The following is a 15,678-nucleotide window of genomic DNA, read 5'->3' as shown; positions in this document are numbered from 1 at the left end:
GCGGCACCGCGCCCTGGGCTAACGCGCCCAAGAAATGAGCAGCTGTCCTTTCTTGCCGCCGGCGTCATGCGCGCGGTACGCTTCCGCGATGCCCTTGGCGCCGAACGGAAAGATGCCGTCAATATGAATTTTCAATCTGCGTTCCTGGACAAGGCGGACCAACGCCGACCAATCGCTTCCATTCGGCTCCGGGCGGACAAATCGCGCCTCGATGCCGCGAATCGCCGGATTACGCGCGATCGCCGGGGAGACGAGGGACAGCAGCTTGCCTTCGTCCTTCAATGCCGCGTAACTGTTCCTTTCCGTCGCGCCGCCGTCTCTCACCATATCGAGCACGAGATCTACCGGCTGAATCGCATCCCAAAATTCGGTTGCGGCATAATCGATCACCTCATCCGCCCCTAGCTGCCGGACGAATGCATGATTACGGGCACGTGCCGTGGCAATCACGTATGCGCCGTGCAGTTTGGCCAGCTGAACGGCGATATGACCTACGGCTCCCGCTCCCGCGTGAATGAGCACGCGCTGGCCGGGCTTTAGCCTGCCATACCGCAACAACGACTGCCATGCGGTCAATCCGACTGCCGGCAACGCGGCGGTTTCCCGGAAAGAAAGCGCAGGCGGAATGACGGCAAGACAATTCTCGTCCAAAGCCGCATAATCCGCATAGCCTCCGCCCGCTGCTGCCAGCCCGATGACGCGGTCGCCTCGCTTCACGCGCGTGACGTTCTCTCCTACCTCGCTCACGACGCCCGCGATCTCGATGCCGAGCACATGCGGAAGCCGCAGGGGCAATACGTCCCGGAACGCTCCCGAGAGGATAAGGCGGTCTCCCGAATTGACCGAGGCGACGTGAATTTCCACAAGCGCTTCGGTTTCCCTCAACGCCGGTACGGCCAGCTCCCGTTCCCGCAGCACCTCGGGCATCCCGTACTCGTCCATTACAACTGCTCTCATGTTGCTTCCTCCTGCCTGATTGTCCGCGGCTTCAAGCGAATCTAAATTGACCGCGGTTTTCTAGAGGAGTATACTCGAACAAAACATTTGGCCCAAGCGTAAAACTACACCTAATCCAACAAGAGGAGGAGAATGCCGTGCATAAAGTGCAATCGCTGAGAAGCGCATTGGGAGAAATCGAGGCGCTCCGCATGAAACGTCAACGCCGATATGCCGACCGCTCCCATCCGTCGCTAAAACGGTTCACGCAGCAGGAATTGAACGACGAGGCCTGCCCGACGTATAAAAATTTGCTTGTCGGACGTTCGCTAAGACTGCCGGACCGCCATACGATGCTTCGGATCGCCGACTACCTCGAATGCAACTCCGATGAGCGAAACGATCTGCTCGCCGCCGCCGGATACCTCCCGATTCTTTCCTTGACGACCGGGCGCAGCCTCGAACTTGCGCTGGAGCAGGCGCATCGGCTGATGGAAAACGTAACCCATCCGGCCATGCTAATAACCCAAACCCTGGATATCCAGGCGGTTAATGCGCCTTTCCGCCGATTGTTCGGTATCTCCCGCGATTACGTTCAAGACAGCCGCTTTACTCTCTTCGACTTTCACTTCGATGCCGAACTGCCCGTCCGCTCGCGCTCCACCTTCGACGCGGCATCCTTCGCGCAATGGGAATCGCATGCCATAGCCGGTATACGGGCGTTCAAGCGAAACCACCTGCTATCCCGGCATGACGCCTGGTACCAGGAGCTGGTTCGGAAATTCCACGGTTACGTCGACGCTGCCAAGTATTGGAATATGGAGCCGAAGCATCCGGAAACGGGCGATCCTCCCGCCAAAATCTTATTGGCCCGCACGGCAAGCGCCGGCGAATTCGTACCGATCCGCACCAAGCAAATCTTCCTCTCCGCCGGCAGCGGCATGTACCCCAGAGTCGCGGTATTCTTGCCGGTTGGCGAACCGGCGCGGAGCGCGTTCGAATACGCGGGTTCTCCTGCCGGATGCAGCGGCCCGTAACGCGGAACAGGCAGCCGAATCGCGTCGGCTGCCTGTATCGGTCCTTGACAGTATATGCAAGCGTGCCTACGGTTTCACCGATTCGGCGACCTTCATCGCTTCGTCGGCCGAGATCGGACCCGTGATGCCGTATTGGACGCCGCCCGCCGTCCAATATAACTCCGTTAGCGTAGGCTGCGCGAATACATAGCCGTCTTCGCCGCCTACTTTCGTCGGCGTGAACATCTCCATCGGGAATGCGGCGGGCATGCGGCTGACCAGGAACGTCATCGTCTGCTCGCCCGAGACGTACGTGAAGACCACGTCCCTTACCGGTTCGCTTTTCATCCCCGCTGATACGATCTCCGACAGCGCGTAGCCTTCCGGCAGCACGGTCGGCACGTTCAAGCCCGCTCCGAAGGCTGCTTTCGCTTCCTCCACGGAGCTCAGCGTGGTCGAGATCAACTGCGACAGCTCCGAACCGGCGGCGCCTCCGTTTGCCGGCGGCAAGCCTCCGTTCACGGAGCCCGGGCCGGCCGGCCGCTGAAGCAGCAAAAATCCGGCGACGATCATGACCGCGACAGCCAGCGCCGCCGTTCCCAGGACCCGCATTCTCGGGACGGCGAACCGGCGGCCCGCCTTCTCCGCGGCCGCTTGCAGCCGAATATTCCGCTTGACCCGATCGCTTAATTCCATTTCGGAGAACAGCAGCTCATCCGCCTCTTCCCGAAGCTGTTGACGCAAGATGGCATCCATGTCCGACATCCGTCTATTCCTCCTTCTTCATCTCCCGGGCCAGCGCTTCGCGCGCCCGGTGCAGTCTGTTGCGCACGGTTCCTTCGGGCGACGATACCGCCTCCGCGATCTCCCGCGTGCTCAGGTCCAGATAATAATACAGATACAATGCTTCTTGGTACGGCAAGGGCAGGCGCAGCACATGCTGCAGCAGTTCGCTCTTCTCCAGCCGCCGAAGCGCCTCCTCCTCGACGCCGATCGTTCGGCCCTGCTCCATTCGGCCAGGGTCGGTCGGCTGTTCGGCGAACATCCGAACGCCCATCTTATCCCGGCAGACGTTGACCGTGATCGTCGTCAGCCAGGTCTTCACGGAGCTTTCCCCCCGGAACGAGGTCCATTTTCGAAATACGCGCAGAAATACGTCCTGGCTGATATCCTCGGCAAGATGCCGATCGCCGGTATAGAAATAAGCGGTGCGCATGACGATCGCGCCGAAGCTGTCCATCAGCTGTTCGAGCGCTTGCGCGGGGTCTTGCGGGAAATGCGCTTTTGTTTTCGAGCCGGCCGGCTTCACAGGATCACCACCTCCACCCTATTAGACGCCCTTCGCGCGCGGTCCGCTGCATGTCGCGAAGAAAAATCGGCCTAATCCTTATGCAAGGCTTACTCCCTTTATACGGATGCGGCTGAATACGCATAGCGGCAGCCGATCAGAGGATCGGCCGCCGCTTTATCGTTGTATAGAAGGACGTTAACCACATCAAGAACCGGTGCCGTTTTTTTAATGGCGAGTTTCCTGCTCTTTGGCCCTAATTGTCACTTCGCCGTCGGGGTATCTGTCCTTCACGTAGTCATCTCCCCAATCGCAAACGACCTTTAAAATATCTTTCAATGAAGAACCGTAATTCGTAAGGGAATATTCAACCTTCGGCGGTACTTGATTGTACGATTTTCTGGAAATTAGACCATCTTGTTCAAGCTCTTTTAATTGCTCGATCAGCATCTTCTGCGTTACTCCCGTAACCAAACGTATTAATTCGCCCGTTCTTGCGGGACCGCTTCCCAGATGAAAAATAATATGCGACTTCCACTTCCCCCCGATCAGATCCAACACGACTTCAACTTGATTGTTATATATTTTTTTCACTTTGATCTCCTTGCCATGCAAATGTTACTTTTTCGTGCGTATCTCACGAAAAAGTGGGTACTTTTCAATGTAGTTGTACTATACCATACTAAACCCTGTTAGCCATTTAGTTTAGCCAAGCGGCAGTGAACTATAGGAGCCTAATAACAACACGAAGACGGAGGCAGGGGAAACCAATGGAAAAGAAGAATAATCGAAACGCTAATTTTTATGATGTCATTCATGATCGTCGATCCGTTCGGAATTACGACACTTCGGTTCAGGTTCCGGATGAGGAAATCAAAGAACTTATCGGCGAAGCTATCCTTGCTCCGAACGCGCACAATCTAAATACCTGGCGATTTATGGTATTCACGGATCCCGTCCTTAAAGAAAGGCTGCACAAAATCGCTTCAGGACAACGACAAGTACTTGAGGCACCTGCCGTCGTTGCTTTGTTAGGCGATCTGAATGCTTACTCCGTGGAAAATTCGGATCGCATCAATCAAAAAGCCGTCGACGCAGGTTATATGACAGAAGAAGCCAAGGAAAAAATCAATGACAGCATGGACGATTTTTCGGGACATGCCAATGAACAAGCAAAACGGGAATGGCTCATGATCGACAGCGGTCTGGCAGCCATGCAGTTTATGCTGGCCGCAAAAGCAAGAGGTTACGATACCGTACCTATGATCGGATATGATGTCGAAGCGTTTCGCAAAGAATTCGATATTCCGGAAAATCTCGTGAACGTGCTGATGATTGCGATCGGCAAAGCAAAGAAACCGGGATACGCCTCGGTGAGGTTAGAAGTAGACGAAGTGACCTATTGGAATGGGAAGCTCTAATAGAACGCAGCCTCCGGCGAGGATGGATCAGTATTAACAAAAGCAACAGCGATAGTCTAGGACTTAATTTTCGCGTCCTTGGCTGTCGCTGTTTCGGTTCCTAGGTCCGGTCTTCTGCTTTATTGGCAGATGCGATTGGACGACTTTATACGTATGTTCTTGTCACGAATCGATTTTCTGTGCTCCGCCCTCCCGCTTCCCAGGCTGCCGATCACGACAGCCCGTTGGCGTAGGGTCAGCGGCCTGCGCTGCAGCTAACGCCGTTTTGCGGAACATGCGAAGCTGCAGCCGGAGCTGGCTTATGCTTGCTGAAGGACGATCCGGCCGACGATGTCTTTGGCTTCAAGAAGGCGATGCGCCTCGGTTGCTTGCCCCAGCGGAAGCCGGGTCAAAGGAACGTCGATCATGCCTGCCTCCACCAACCGCAGCACGGCTTCCGCAGCCGGGCGGCCGGCGGCCGGATTGGCGCTCAGGTATCCGCCCACATTGAAGCCCTGAACCCCGATATTGTTCAACCACAGCGTAGTGCTCGCGATGTTCACGGCTTGCTCGCTTGCGTTGCCGACGAGCAGCGCGCGGCCGAGCGGCTCCATCAGCTCCAAGCTCGCGGCCAACATGTCCCCGCCGACCGGATCGACGACGAGCGAGAAACGTTCGTCGCCGATCGAGGCGGCGAGCTCCTCGGCCAGCACGACCTCGTCATAGTCCAACCGGCGTGCCGCCTCCAACTTGGAAACCGTTCTGACGGTTCCGACGATGCGGGACGCGCCGAGCGAGCGCGCGACGGCCGGATAAGCGGCGGCCAGCCCTCCGATCGCGCCATGGATCAACACGCGCTCGCCGTGCTGCATGCGCGCTACCCGGGTGAGCGACAAATACGCGGTCACGGCATTCGGAAGCGCCGATACGGCAAGCGCGGGGTCGATGTCGAAACCGTCCAGCGAGATCGTCAGCGCCGCATCGGCAACCGTTATGGACGCGTATCCGCCCACGCTCATCAAGGACAACGTCACGACGGGCTCGCCGACCCGAAAGCCGGTCACCCCTTCGCCGATCTCGCGAATCGTGCCGGCCACCTCCAAGCCCGGAACGAACGGCGGCGCGAAGACGGGAATCGTGCCGCGGCGCACGAAGACGTCGATCAATCCGACGGCGGAATGGGTCACGTCGATGCTGACCTGCCCCGGGCCCGGATGCGGATCCGGCAGTTCGGTTTCGGCGAAGACGTCAGGGCTTCCGTATTGTGTCACAACCATGGCTTTCATGTTGTTGCCTCCTTGTGGCGGGTCTGGGGTTAAGACTGGGAACGAGTCTCGTTCATTGGCTTGCTTGGCGTTTATCGTCTTGCTTACTTCTTTATTTTCGCTGATGCGCGGATGCAAAAATAGTCCGATTGTGCTTAAATATAGCCTAAGACTACGAATGTGGGACTTGCCGAACCGAAAGGAAGTGTCAGGGTGGGGAACCGCGCCACGGATGCGCCGTATTATTTGAGCCGCTTGTTGGAGCTTGCGACTCGTTATTCGTTCATCGAAGGTACCTGCCGGACGGAAATTCCGTTTTTGACGGTGCTGAAGGAAATCAAACCGATCCCCGTCGCGCAAGGCGTGCTCGGCCCTTCGTTCTGCGCGGTCATTCAAGGGAAGAAATTGCTGCAGGTTGGGCAGGATAGCATCGAGTACGGCGCGGGGAACTACCTGGCCTCGAGCATTCACATGCCGCTCAAAGGCACGGTGCTGCAGGCGTCGGCGGAACATCCGTACGTGGCCCTGCAGATCAGCCTGACCGCCGAAGAAGTCACGTCGGTCGCCTTGGAGGCGAAGGTCGGCGTCCATGCGGGCAAATCCTTGGGCGCGGGCGCATTCGTCGGCGAGATGAACGTCGAAGCGCTCGAGGCGATCGAACGGCTGCTGCGGATCTCGGCCGATTCCCGCGCGATCGCTTTCCTTGCTCCCTCTTTGAAGCGCGAGCTGCTTTTTCGTTTATTGACCGGCGCGGGCGGCGACGTTTTCTACAGTAGGATGCTGCTTCATCAGGAAGCGGCCGGGATCCAGCACGTGATTCAGTGGATCACCGCCCATTACGACAGCGCGTTTACGATCCGTCAGTTAGCCGACTTGGGCAACATGAGCGTATCCAACCTGCATCGCAAGTTCAAAGCCGTCACGGCGATGACGCCGCTTCAATACCAGAAACGGATCCGGCTCCAAGAGGCGAAACGGCTGCTCATGGGCGGCAATTCCGATGTAACCCGAACGGCCTCGCAAGTCGGCTACGAAAGCGCGACGCAGTTCATCCGGGAGTACAAGCGCCTCTTCGGGCTATCGCCGCTGCGGGATGTCCGCGCCGGCATCGCGAAATAAAAAAAAGGATTCGCGATTGCGAATCCTTGCTTGCATGATGGCTGTAACTTTCGAATGTTGATTAGGAAGGCTGACGTTGCTTTACACCGATACGGATCGGCGCGATGCCGACTGCGGCTCGTTGTCGCTCAGGCCGAGCGCGCTTGCCGTCGAGGCATGAATTTCATGCAGCAGCGCTTCGTTGTCCTTCAGGGAGACGCCGTACGACGGAATCATTTCTTTGATTTTCGGTTCCCACGCCTTCATCTGCTGCGGGAAGCATTTCTGAATGACTTCCAGCATGACGTGAACGGCGGTGGATGCGCCCGGCGAAGCGCCCAGCAGCGCCGCGATGGAACCGTCCGCAGCGGTGATGACTTCCGTGCCGAATTGAAGCGTGCCTTTGCCGTCCGCGGTATCCTTGATTACCTGCACGCGCTGGCCGGCTACGACCAGATCCCAATCCGCGGTCTTGGCGTTCGGGATGAACTCCCGCAGCTCTTCCATCCGTTTTTCTTTCGACAGCATCACTTGCTCGATCAGGTATTTGGTCAAGGCCATGTTCTTCGCCCCTGCCGACAGCATCGTGACGAGGTTGTTCGGTTTGACGGAGGTAACCAGGTCGAACACGGAGCCGGTTTTCAAAAATTTCGGCGAGAAGCCGGCAAACGGTCCGAAGAGCAGCGATTTTTTATTGTCGATGAAGCGCGTGTCCAGATGCGGCACGGACATCGGCGGCGCGCCGACCTTGGCTTTGCCGTACACCTTCGCGTGATGCTGCGCGACGACCTCCGGATTGTTGCACACCATGAAGATGCCGCTGACCGGGAATCCGCCGATATGCCTGCCTTCGGGAATGCCGGATTTTTGCAATAAATGCAGGCTGCCGCCCCCGCCGCCGATGAACACGAACTTGGCCGCATGGCGCTCGACGATGCCCTTGTCGTTACGGATCTTCAATTCCCACGAGCCGTCGGCGGCGCGTTTCATGTTGTCGACGCTGTGCTTATAGTTGATTTCGACCCCTTTGCGCTTCAAGTGGTCGAATAGTATGCGCGTCAAAGCCCCGAAGTTGACATCCGTTCCGGTGTCGATCTTCGTGGCCGCAATCGGTTCGTTCGCCGGACGATCCTGGAGAATCAGCGGGATCCACTCCATCAGTTTCTTGGGATCATCGGAAAATTCCATGCCTTGAAACAACGGATTCGCCGTCATCGCTTCAAACCGCTTCTTCAGAAACGCCACGTTCTTGTCCCCGAGCACCATGCTCATATGCGGCAGCGGCATGATGAAATCCTGCGGGTCGCGAATCAGCTTGCCGTTCACGAGATAGGACCAGAACTGCATGGACAGCTGGAACTGTTCGTTGATTTTGATCGCTTTGCTGATATCTATGGATCCGTCCGATTTCTCGGTCGTGTAATTGAGCTCGCACAATGCCGCATGCCCCGTACCCGCGTTGTTCCATTCGTTGGAGCTTTCTTCCCCGGCATTTTCAAGCTTCTCGAACACGGAGATTTTCCATTCCGGCACCAATTCCTTCAACAGCGTTCCGAGCGTCGCGCTCATGATGCCGGCACCGATTAAGATCACGTCAGTTTTAGAATGTATGTTGCTCATGTTTACCGTCCTTATACCTTGAAATTTGCAGAAAGGATGCCGGCGCCCTGCTAAAGCACCCTGCCCGGCCGAACAATGGCCCGGCCGCATCTTTTCTGGTTCAACCCTAACCCGATCGTCGCGATGAAAGACAAAAGTTCCTCGAAAAGATTTACTAATCTCTAATAATTATATGCTATTTAGAAGCTCGTGAAAAGTGATAACTCCATCCACAATAGGCTGGAAACACGCAACGGGGTTGGGTTTTGCCCCGCTTTGCCGGCCGAGACGGCATCGCTGATCCGCCCGCTGGAAATAAAAAAGGCTCCCGCATGCGGGAGCCCTGAATATATCGCTTATGCCATTGGAAACTCCAACGGGTACTTCAATTCATAGCGGGCCGCCTCGATCCAAGCGTTTCGCTCGAAATCCCTGCCTCTTACGACGACGCGATCCCGATACACCTCGACGTAATAGCCCTGGCTCCCTTCTCTGCGCTCGTTCTCGTCCGTCCATAAATACGCGACCGAAGCCGCATTGAACATCGGAGGCCATGCAGGGCCGCCATCGAAACGGTTATGCGCGGCTTCCATCTCCCAATGCGTGTGCCCGGTGAATAAGATCGCGCCGTTCCGATGCTTGGCAAGTATCGCCTTCAGCTCTTCGTCCTGAACGACGCCGTGCCATCGCTGCTCGGCGTAGGAGCCGGCTACCGTATCCAGCAGCGGTTGATGCAGAAACACGAACGCGGGAACCGCGGAATCGCGGCCTTCTTCCAGTTTCGCGTCCAGCCAAGCCAGCTGCTCGGGGGACAGCGAGCAATAGAGCTCCAGATTCTCCTCGGTGCCGAGGAAGATAAAATGGACCCCGCCGATCCAATGATCGTGATACGGCGCGGACATTCCCGAAGCCGCCAAGAAGTTCGCGATTCGGGACTCCCGCTCGCCCAGGCCGACGTCATGGTTGCCCATCGTCAGCAGCAGCGCCGGGAGACGATCCCGATGCGCTTCCCAGATGCTCCGGAACCGGGCGTATTCGTCCGGGAATCCGTGATCGGTCATATCCCCGGCATGCATGATGCCGCTGCTGTCCGGCGCCGTCTCGGCGATATCCTGAAGCGCGCGCGCCAAGCGGCGGTTGTAGGGATGCTCCGCTTCCGATCTGACATGCGTGTCCGCGATGACCTGAAACCGCAATAACGGAAGCGCCATGGACGCGGCTTCCGCTTGCTCCGCGCTGCCTGAATTGCCCATCTCTGCATTCGCCTCCCCGCTAATGTCCTTCATTGCTTATATTCAAGCCGATGACCCCGACAATGATGACGCCGATCCATAGCAAGGAGGACATCGACAGCTTTTCTCCGAAAAAGAAATAACCGGCGATCGTAATCAAGACGATCCCCACGCCCGACCATACCGCATACACCGTGCTGACGCCCAAGTACCCGAGCGCGTAATTCAGCAAGGTGAAGCTGGCTCCGTAGAAAAGGAACATCAGGACGGAAGGCACGCCGCGGGTAAAGCTTTCCGAGAGCTTCATGGATACGGTGCCGGACAGCTCCAGCACGATCGCGCAGCTCAGCAATAGCCAACCCATGCTGTTCTCACCTTTCATATCTCGCCTTCCCTAAGTTCAAGCTCGCAGTAGTTCGAGATGATCGCGTCCGCGTCCGGCAGCATAGACGTGCCGGAATGCTCCGGATCCGCGATTCCCACGGCCAGCGCCGTTCCCGCCGACCTTGCCATGACCATGTCTCCGTTCGTATCCCCGATGACCGCGACTTGCGCGCTCGGCAGCGACAGCCTCCGGCAGGCCAGCTCGACCAGATCCGGGTACGGCTTGCTGCGCTCCACTTGATCGGCTCCGACGCACACGGCAAAATAGTGCCCGATGCCAAGCCAATGCAAATGGCGAAGCGCCGTCTCCGTCTCGTCCGCCGTGACGACGCCCAGCGTCAGTCCGCTCGCCTGGCAGCGCTCCAAGAACGATACGACCCCGGCGATCGGCTTGACCGTTCGGGAGATGGCCAGTTGTTCGTCCGCATAAGCCCTGCACTCACCGGCAAGCACTTTCGCATCGGCCCAAGACAAGCCCGACCGGTAGCCCTGCCAAGCCAGCACCGTCAGCAAATCCTCGATCGTCCCCATCGCGAGCGGACCGTTGCGGTCATAGCCGACGATCTCGCCGTCGTCCGCGTGGCGGGTTCCCCACAGCGCTTGCAAATCGACCGTTACCGGCGGCAGCTTCCTCGCCTCAAGCTGACGGGAGAACCGGGCGAGCAGCTGCTCGCTCCAGTTCCCCCACGTGTGGATAAAGTCGAGCAAGGTGCCGTCTTTATCGAACAAGATCGCTTGAATCGGAACGTCTGCGCCCGCTGCACGTAATTGCGGCATGCGCGCGTCCTCCTTTTATTTGTTCAATTTATCCAGTTCGCGCTGCGCGGCTTCTTTCGCTTCCTTCAACACTTTCTCGGCCGGTTCGTTGCTGATCTCCAGCTTGTCCGCGGCGATCTTGAGCGCATCGGTAATTTTGCCGCCGGTCGGATCCTGGAACGGCTTGGATGCATGCGCCGCTTGTTTGAGCGGAATCGTGCTTTGCGGATTCGCTTTGCTGTACTCGACGAAAGCCGGATCTTCCAGCGCCGATTGGCGAACCGCGATATAGCCCGTGTTCATCGACCAGAAGGCCGTGTTCTCGGCTTTCATGAAGAACTCGAACCATTGCAGCGCCGCTTGCTGCTGTTCCGGGCTTGCTTTTGCCGGGATACCGGCGAGAATCGCTTGCGCGACCGGTTTGCCGGCGCCTGCGCCTTCCCAGCCCGGTTGTTCCATCGCGGCCAGCTTCGTGAAATCCAGATCGCCTTGGTCGCCGCTCGAACCGGTGTAGCCTGCGGCCATGCCTTTCATCACATCGTCGATCGTCTTGTACCAGTACTCCCAGCCTTGGCCGCCGGAGTGAATGCGCATCGTTTGGTCGTCAAAGATCGCTTTGCGGAAAAATTCCCACGTGGAGATCCATTCCGGCGAATCGATCATGACCGTTTTGCCGTCGTCGCTGATGATCTTGCCGCCCTTGCTGTATGCGGCGTCAATCAGATTATCTTGGTTCCACATCGGCTCCCAGCCGTAGAACGTCGTTTTGCCGCCGCTCTTGACCGTCATCTTCTCGGCCGCCGCCGCCAGCGCTTCCCACGTGGTCATATCTTCGGGTTTGATGCCGCTCTTCTCGAACGCTTCCTTGCTATAGTACATCACTTGCGTCGTGCCGTACATCGGCAGGAAGAACTGCTTGCCGTCGACTTGGCCCTGCTCCAGGAAGGTCGGGACGACATCGTCTTTATTGAAATCCGGCTGCGCGGCGATCAGATCGTCCATCGGCGCGTAATAGCCTTTTCTCGCCCAGTCGACGTTCGAGGACAATACGGCGGCCGGCACCTGGCCCGTCGCGATCGCGGCTTGCAGCTTCTTCTCGGTCTCGCTGTAGTCGGCCTGCACGACCGGCTTCACGACGACGTCCGATTGGGAGGCATTGAATTTATCGATCAACGTCTGCATGTTCTCGCCCAGCTTGCCGCCGAGTCCGTACCAGAACTCGATCGTCACGGGCTCCTTCGGCGTCTCCGGCTCGCTCTCGGCAGGTGCTGCGTCGGCATTGGCATTGGTGTTGGCATTGGCGTTAGCCGTATTCGCCGGCGCGTTGGAATCGGATCCGGAAGCGCCGGAGTTGTTATTGCTGGTCGTGCCGCAAGCCGTCAATACCAGGAAAGACGTTAATAAAAGACCTGCCGTAGTCATTTTCATCGTAGACATGATTAGTTCCCTCCACTATTTTGTCTGTTGTACTACCCTTACCCTTTGCTGGCTCCTGCAGATAGATTGACGCTTTGAATGATCGTTTTCTGCGTCAAGACGAAGATCACGAGCAATGGCGCAATCGTGAACGCGCTGGCGGCCATGATCAGCGGCCATTTCAATCCGTATGCACCTCCTTCCACGAAGAAGCTGCGGAGCCCGGCCGAGACGAGCTGAAGGTTCGGATCCTTGGTGATGAGCATCGGCCAGAAGTAGTTGTTGTACTGCTCGATAAAGGTGATCAACGCCAATACGGCGAAGGAAGCGCGGGTCAGCGGAATCAAGATCGTCCACAGAATCCGAAAATGCGAAGCCCCGTCGATCTGGCCGGCCTCGATCATCTCGTGGGACACCTGCAAGAACGCCTGCCTGATCAGGAAGATCGAGAAGATGCTGACGCAGTTCGAGAGAATCAAACCGCCGTACGTATCGAGCAAATGCAGCTTTCCCAAGATGATGTAACCTGGCAAATACACCGCGGTCGCCGGAATCATGTACCCGATCAGAATCAAAGAGGTGAATACGCCCTTCAAGCGGAATTTCATATGCGTGAGCGCGTAGGCCATCATCCCGGAATTGATCACCTGAACCACGACGATCGCGGCGGCGACGAAGATGCTGTTCAGCATATAACGCGCGAACGGCGCGGCGACCCATGCATCCGCGAAGTTATGCCACAGTGGATCATGCGGCCATAACGTCGGCGGAAATTGCCAAATTTCGTCGTTCGTTTTCAATGCGCTCGTGACCATCCAATAGAACGGAAACGCCATGAGCACGGCCAGCGCGACGACAATCGCGTAATGCGCGGACCCGCCTAGTTTTCTCCAAGCCGTCATACGAGTATCTCCTTTCCTGCGAGACGCGGATTATTAATAGTGAACGGCTCTTCTTCCGACAAGGCCGGAAGCGAGCGAGAGCAGCACGCAGCCGACGACCAGCGTGATCGCGACGGCAGAAGCTTGTCCGATCTGAAAGGACGTGAACGCCGACTGATAATAGAGATAAAGCAGCGTGCGCGTGGAGCCTGCCGGCCCGCCTTGCGTCAAGACGTTGATCTGATCGTAGGCTTGCAGCGCCTGCACCATCTGCACGATGATCAGGAAGAACGTCGTGGGCGAGATGAGCGGCAGCGTCACGTTCAGAAACTTGCGCCAGGCGCCCGCGCCGTCCAACTCCGCGGCTTCCTTCAGATCGTTCGGCACGTTGCGGATCGCGACCAGGTAGAAGATCATCGCCCAGCCGGCCGATTTCCAGATCGTCACGAGCAGGATGCCGACGAGCGCCCAATTCGGATCCTCCAGCCACCGGATGCCGCTGCTCCCGAACATTTTCAAGACGCTGTTGGCCAACCCGACCTCCGGTTCGTAAATCCAGGACCATACGATCGATACCGCGACCGTCGGCGTGACCCAGGGCGAGAAAATCAACGTCCGATAGACGGCACCGCCCTTGATCTTGCTCGTCAGCAGCAAGGCTAGCCCAAGTCCGATCGCGATAATCGGCAGGACGCTTCCGAGACAGAACAGCACGGATACGCGAAGCGACTGCAAGAAAGCCGGATCTCCGAACAATGCGCTGTAGTTGTCCAGCCCCACGAACAACTTGTCCGGGCTCATGAAATCCCATTCCATAAAGCTTAAGTAGATGACGTATCCGAGCGGGAAGAACCAGAACAAGGCGAGCGGAATCATGGCCGGCAGCGTGAACAATAGGGCCTTTCCTTCTTCGGCAAAATTATTTTTTCTCATATTAACCTCCCAACGTTCAATAAAATTTTAACAATACTGGTTTTACGGGTTATTAATCTCTTTATTTGTCTCGATTCAAAAATTATTGTACGATAGGAAAGAGAGAGAAAGGTTATGTCTACGTGAAAATTACTTGTAATTTGTGTAAAATTGTCGATAGAGAGCCACAGCTGGAGGCGTTACGATGAAGAAAGAAACATCCGGTAGAATGAAAGAGCCTTCCTCGCACCGCGAGCAGCTTCGAGCCAAAGTAATCGACGCGATCGCCCAGACGATGGACCTGTACGGGGTCAACTACAGCTTCGGACAGCTGTACGGCATTATGTTTTTCGAGGATCGGCCCATGACCTTGGACGAGATGCAGACGGACATGAACATGAGCAAAAGCAACATGAGCTATGCCGTCCGTTCGCTGACCGAATCGAAAATGATAGCCAAGCTGAAGGAAAAGGATGCGCGCAAAGATCTTTACGTCGCGGAGACCAACTTCTTCAAAGCGTTCCAATCCTTCTTTACGACGAAACTGCAGCGGGAGATCGACGTCATGCGGCAGGCGATCGAGGATGTCATCCCCCCTCTGTCGGAGACGATTCTGGCGCTCAATACGTCGGAGGAAGAACGCAAGCTGTGCCTGGAGGATCTGCACAAGCTGAAGCATGCGCTCAGCTACTACGAGTGGCTCCAGCAATTCGTGAACGACCTGGAGTCGGGCGCGTACTTCGACGGGCGCCAAGAGCCCCGCTAAGGGCCTTTAGCCAAGTCTTGAACGTTGCGGTAAAATAGGAACGAATGATCGAGGGTTCGTCGCACGCCAAACGGCCCCCGTCTTGTTAACAAGACGGGGGCCGTTTCTATCGTACGGGAAGCACATCGATTCAGTGCTGCACTGTCCCGTTTTTCTTTTATTGTTTTAATGAAGCGAAGCTCTCTGGCTCCAAATGTTACCTGGATTGCTGAAGCAACGGCGGCCCAATTATCAGCGTGTCGTTCTGCTCGGCCAGTCGTCCGATTTCCTCGAGTGAATTTCGGCCGATTTCCGGAAAGAAATCGTCGATGCCGCCTGGCGCGAAAGTGAAAAGGATACGTCCCGTTTCGGATCCGACGTTAGCCCATGCGTGAGGTACGCCGCGAGGAACCACGACACTCGTTCCGGGAGCAGCTTCGAATTCTTCCTCTCCGCATTGGAACCGGAACGTTCCTTCAAGAATCTCGAATACCTCCTCCCGTTCCTTATGAATATGCTTCGGAGGACCGATCAAAGCCGGTACGCGCGCTTCGATGACGGTTATCGCCCCTCCGACTTGATTGCTGTGGATACGAATGGCCATTTGTTCGCCCGGCATCGTGTCGAACCATTCGAGATCCTTGGCGTAAGTAACGGCTGCTCTGGTCAGGGATTTATTTGTCTCTTCCATCTTTACATTCTCCTTATTCTATCCATTCTATTTATAATTCTTTATTTCGGCCTCATTCG

At 56.8% G+C, this 15,678-nt stretch carries 17 protein-coding genes; 4 read left to right on the top strand and 13 right to left on the bottom strand.

Annotation, left to right across the window (positions count from 1 at the left end; genetic code table 11):
• Positions 1 to 18 precede the first annotated feature (18 nt).
• Positions 19 to 957 carry an NADP-dependent oxidoreductase gene (locus AC50YL_RS18715; RefSeq protein WP_494833805.1) on the bottom strand — a complete coding sequence of 313 codons (939 nt, stop codon included), beginning with the start codon at positions 955 to 957 and terminating at the stop codon, positions 19 to 21.
• A gap of 137 nt (positions 958 to 1,094) precedes the next feature.
• On the opposite strand from AC50YL_RS18715, the gene AC50YL_RS18710 reads away from it, so the two are divergent.
• On the top strand, positions 1,095 to 1,973 hold the full coding sequence (locus AC50YL_RS18710; RefSeq protein ID WP_494833803.1) for a hypothetical protein: 879 nt from the start codon (positions 1,095 to 1,097) through the stop codon (positions 1,971 to 1,973).
• A 66-nt stretch (positions 1,974 to 2,039) separates the two neighbouring features.
• On the opposite strand, the gene AC50YL_RS18705 is transcribed toward AC50YL_RS18710, so the two are convergent.
• The 3 genes from AC50YL_RS18705 to AC50YL_RS18695 all read right to left on the bottom strand — a co-directional run bounded on the left by AC50YL_RS18705 (position 2,040) and on the right by AC50YL_RS18695 (position 3,834).
• The gene (locus AC50YL_RS18705; protein ID WP_494833801.1) at positions 2,040 to 2,717 is read right to left on the bottom strand and encodes a DUF4367 domain-containing protein; all 678 of its coding nucleotides are present in this window, start codon (positions 2,715 to 2,717) and stop codon (positions 2,040 to 2,042) included.
• Between the two features lie 4 nt (positions 2,718 to 2,721).
• Positions 2,722 to 3,261, bottom strand: a complete 540-nt coding sequence (locus AC50YL_RS18700; protein WP_494833799.1) for a sigma-70 family RNA polymerase sigma factor — start codon at positions 3,259 to 3,261, stop codon at positions 2,722 to 2,724.
• A 207-nt stretch (positions 3,262 to 3,468) separates the two neighbouring features.
• A complete protein-coding gene (locus tag AC50YL_RS18695; protein WP_494833798.1) occupies positions 3,469 to 3,834 on the bottom strand; it encodes a winged helix-turn-helix transcriptional regulator in 366 nt (121 codons plus the stop codon).
• Between the two features lie 176 nt (positions 3,835 to 4,010).
• Here AC50YL_RS18695 and AC50YL_RS18690 point away from each other — a divergent pair, with 176 nt between their 5' ends.
• Positions 4,011 to 4,661 carry a nitroreductase family protein gene (locus AC50YL_RS18690; protein ID WP_494833796.1) on the top strand — a complete coding sequence of 217 codons (651 nt, stop codon included), beginning with the start codon at positions 4,011 to 4,013 and terminating at the stop codon, positions 4,659 to 4,661.
• Positions 4,662 to 4,960: 299 nt separating this feature from the next.
• Here AC50YL_RS18690 and AC50YL_RS18685 read toward each other — a convergent pair whose 3' ends face one another.
• Positions 4,961 to 5,926 carry a quinone oxidoreductase family protein gene (locus AC50YL_RS18685; protein WP_494833795.1) on the bottom strand — a complete coding sequence of 322 codons (966 nt, stop codon included), beginning with the start codon at positions 5,924 to 5,926 and terminating at the stop codon, positions 4,961 to 4,963.
• Between the two features lie 192 nt (positions 5,927 to 6,118).
• Between AC50YL_RS18685 and AC50YL_RS18680 the strand changes: the two genes are divergently transcribed.
• Complete coding sequence (locus tag AC50YL_RS18680) at positions 6,119 to 7,024, top strand: AraC family transcriptional regulator (protein ID WP_494833793.1); 906 nt, start codon at positions 6,119 to 6,121, stop codon at positions 7,022 to 7,024.
• Positions 7,025 to 7,105: 81 nt separating this feature from the next.
• Here AC50YL_RS18680 and AC50YL_RS18675 read toward each other — a convergent pair whose 3' ends face one another.
• The 7 genes from AC50YL_RS18675 to AC50YL_RS18645 all read right to left on the bottom strand — a co-directional run bounded on the left by AC50YL_RS18675 (position 7,106) and on the right by AC50YL_RS18645 (position 14,204).
• Positions 7,106 to 8,623 (bottom strand): malate:quinone oxidoreductase, encoded by a 1,518-nt coding sequence (locus tag AC50YL_RS18675; protein WP_494833791.1) that lies wholly within the window; start codon positions 8,621 to 8,623, stop codon positions 7,106 to 7,108.
• 335 nt (positions 8,624 to 8,958) lie between these two features.
• Positions 8,959 to 9,855, bottom strand: a complete 897-nt coding sequence (locus tag AC50YL_RS18670; RefSeq protein WP_494833790.1) for a metallophosphoesterase family protein — start codon at positions 9,853 to 9,855, stop codon at positions 8,959 to 8,961.
• 19 nt (positions 9,856 to 9,874) lie between these two features.
• Positions 9,875 to 10,198 (bottom strand): DMT family transporter, encoded by a 324-nt coding sequence (locus tag AC50YL_RS18665; RefSeq protein ID WP_201755652.1) that lies wholly within the window; start codon positions 10,196 to 10,198, stop codon positions 9,875 to 9,877.
• 14 nt (positions 10,199 to 10,212) lie between these two features.
• Positions 10,213 to 10,995 carry an HAD family hydrolase gene (locus AC50YL_RS18660; RefSeq protein ID WP_494833788.1) on the bottom strand — a complete coding sequence of 261 codons (783 nt, stop codon included), beginning with the start codon at positions 10,993 to 10,995 and terminating at the stop codon, positions 10,213 to 10,215.
• 15 nt (positions 10,996 to 11,010) lie between these two features.
• Complete coding sequence (locus tag AC50YL_RS18655) at positions 11,011 to 12,411, bottom strand: ABC transporter substrate-binding protein (RefSeq protein ID WP_494833787.1); 1,401 nt, start codon at positions 12,409 to 12,411, stop codon at positions 11,011 to 11,013.
• A gap of 38 nt (positions 12,412 to 12,449) precedes the next feature.
• The gene (locus AC50YL_RS18650) at positions 12,450 to 13,292 is read right to left on the bottom strand and encodes a carbohydrate ABC transporter permease (RefSeq protein ID WP_494833786.1); all 843 of its coding nucleotides are present in this window, start codon (positions 13,290 to 13,292) and stop codon (positions 12,450 to 12,452) included.
• A 33-nt stretch (positions 13,293 to 13,325) separates the two neighbouring features.
• Positions 13,326 to 14,204 carry a carbohydrate ABC transporter permease gene (locus tag AC50YL_RS18645; RefSeq protein WP_494833785.1) on the bottom strand — a complete coding sequence of 293 codons (879 nt, stop codon included), beginning with the start codon at positions 14,202 to 14,204 and terminating at the stop codon, positions 13,326 to 13,328.
• A 184-nt stretch (positions 14,205 to 14,388) separates the two neighbouring features.
• On the opposite strand from AC50YL_RS18645, the gene AC50YL_RS18640 reads away from it, so the two are divergent.
• The gene (locus AC50YL_RS18640; RefSeq protein WP_494833784.1) at positions 14,389 to 14,949 is read left to right on the top strand and encodes a GbsR/MarR family transcriptional regulator; all 561 of its coding nucleotides are present in this window, start codon (positions 14,389 to 14,391) and stop codon (positions 14,947 to 14,949) included.
• Between the two features lie 196 nt (positions 14,950 to 15,145).
• On the opposite strand, the gene AC50YL_RS18635 is transcribed toward AC50YL_RS18640, so the two are convergent.
• Complete coding sequence (locus AC50YL_RS18635; protein WP_494833783.1) at positions 15,146 to 15,619, bottom strand: cupin domain-containing protein; 474 nt, start codon at positions 15,617 to 15,619, stop codon at positions 15,146 to 15,148.
• Positions 15,620 to 15,678: the final 59 nt, after the last annotated feature.

Source organism: Paenibacillus sp. J22P277 (genome assembly GCF_059383675.1).
Note: the sequence above shows the minus strand (reverse complement) of the source record. Positions and strands in the feature narration are given on the sequence as shown.

Excerpts from the sequence above, each read along its gene's own strand:
- AC50YL_RS18715 (WP_494833805.1), bottom strand. The coding sequence starts at position 957 with ATGAGAGCAGTTGTAATGGACGAGTACGGGATGCCCGAGGTGCTGCGG.
- AC50YL_RS18705 (WP_494833801.1), bottom strand. The coding sequence starts at position 2,717 with ATGTCGGACATGGATGCCATCTTGCGTCAACAGCTTCGGGAAGAGGCG.
- AC50YL_RS18690 (WP_494833796.1), top strand. The coding sequence starts at position 4,011 with ATGGAAAAGAAGAATAATCGAAACGCTAATTTTTATGATGTCATTCAT.
- AC50YL_RS18685 (WP_494833795.1), bottom strand. The coding sequence starts at position 5,926 with ATGAAAGCCATGGTTGTGACACAATACGGAAGCCCTGACGTCTTCGCC.
- AC50YL_RS18675 (WP_494833791.1), bottom strand. The coding sequence starts at position 8,623 with ATGAGCAACATACATTCTAAAACTGACGTGATCTTAATCGGTGCCGGC.
- AC50YL_RS18670 (WP_494833790.1), bottom strand. The coding sequence starts at position 9,855 with ATGGGCAATTCAGGCAGCGCGGAGCAAGCGGAAGCCGCGTCCATGGCG.
- AC50YL_RS18665 (WP_201755652.1), bottom strand. The coding sequence starts at position 10,198 with ATGGGTTGGCTATTGCTGAGCTGCGCGATCGTGCTGGAGCTGTCCGGC.
- AC50YL_RS18660 (WP_494833788.1), bottom strand. The coding sequence starts at position 10,995 with ATGCCGCAATTACGTGCAGCGGGCGCAGACGTTCCGATTCAAGCGATC.
- AC50YL_RS18655 (WP_494833787.1), bottom strand. The coding sequence starts at position 12,411 with ATGTCTACGATGAAAATGACTACGGCAGGTCTTTTATTAACGTCTTTC.
- AC50YL_RS18650 (WP_494833786.1), bottom strand. The coding sequence starts at position 13,292 with ATGACGGCTTGGAGAAAACTAGGCGGGTCCGCGCATTACGCGATTGTC.
- AC50YL_RS18645 (WP_494833785.1), bottom strand. The coding sequence starts at position 14,204 with ATGAGAAAAAATAATTTTGCCGAAGAAGGAAAGGCCCTATTGTTCACG.
- AC50YL_RS18640 (WP_494833784.1), top strand. The coding sequence starts at position 14,389 with ATGAAGAAAGAAACATCCGGTAGAATGAAAGAGCCTTCCTCGCACCGC.
- AC50YL_RS18635 (WP_494833783.1), bottom strand. The coding sequence starts at position 15,619 with ATGGAAGAGACAAATAAATCCCTGACCAGAGCAGCCGTTACTTACGCC.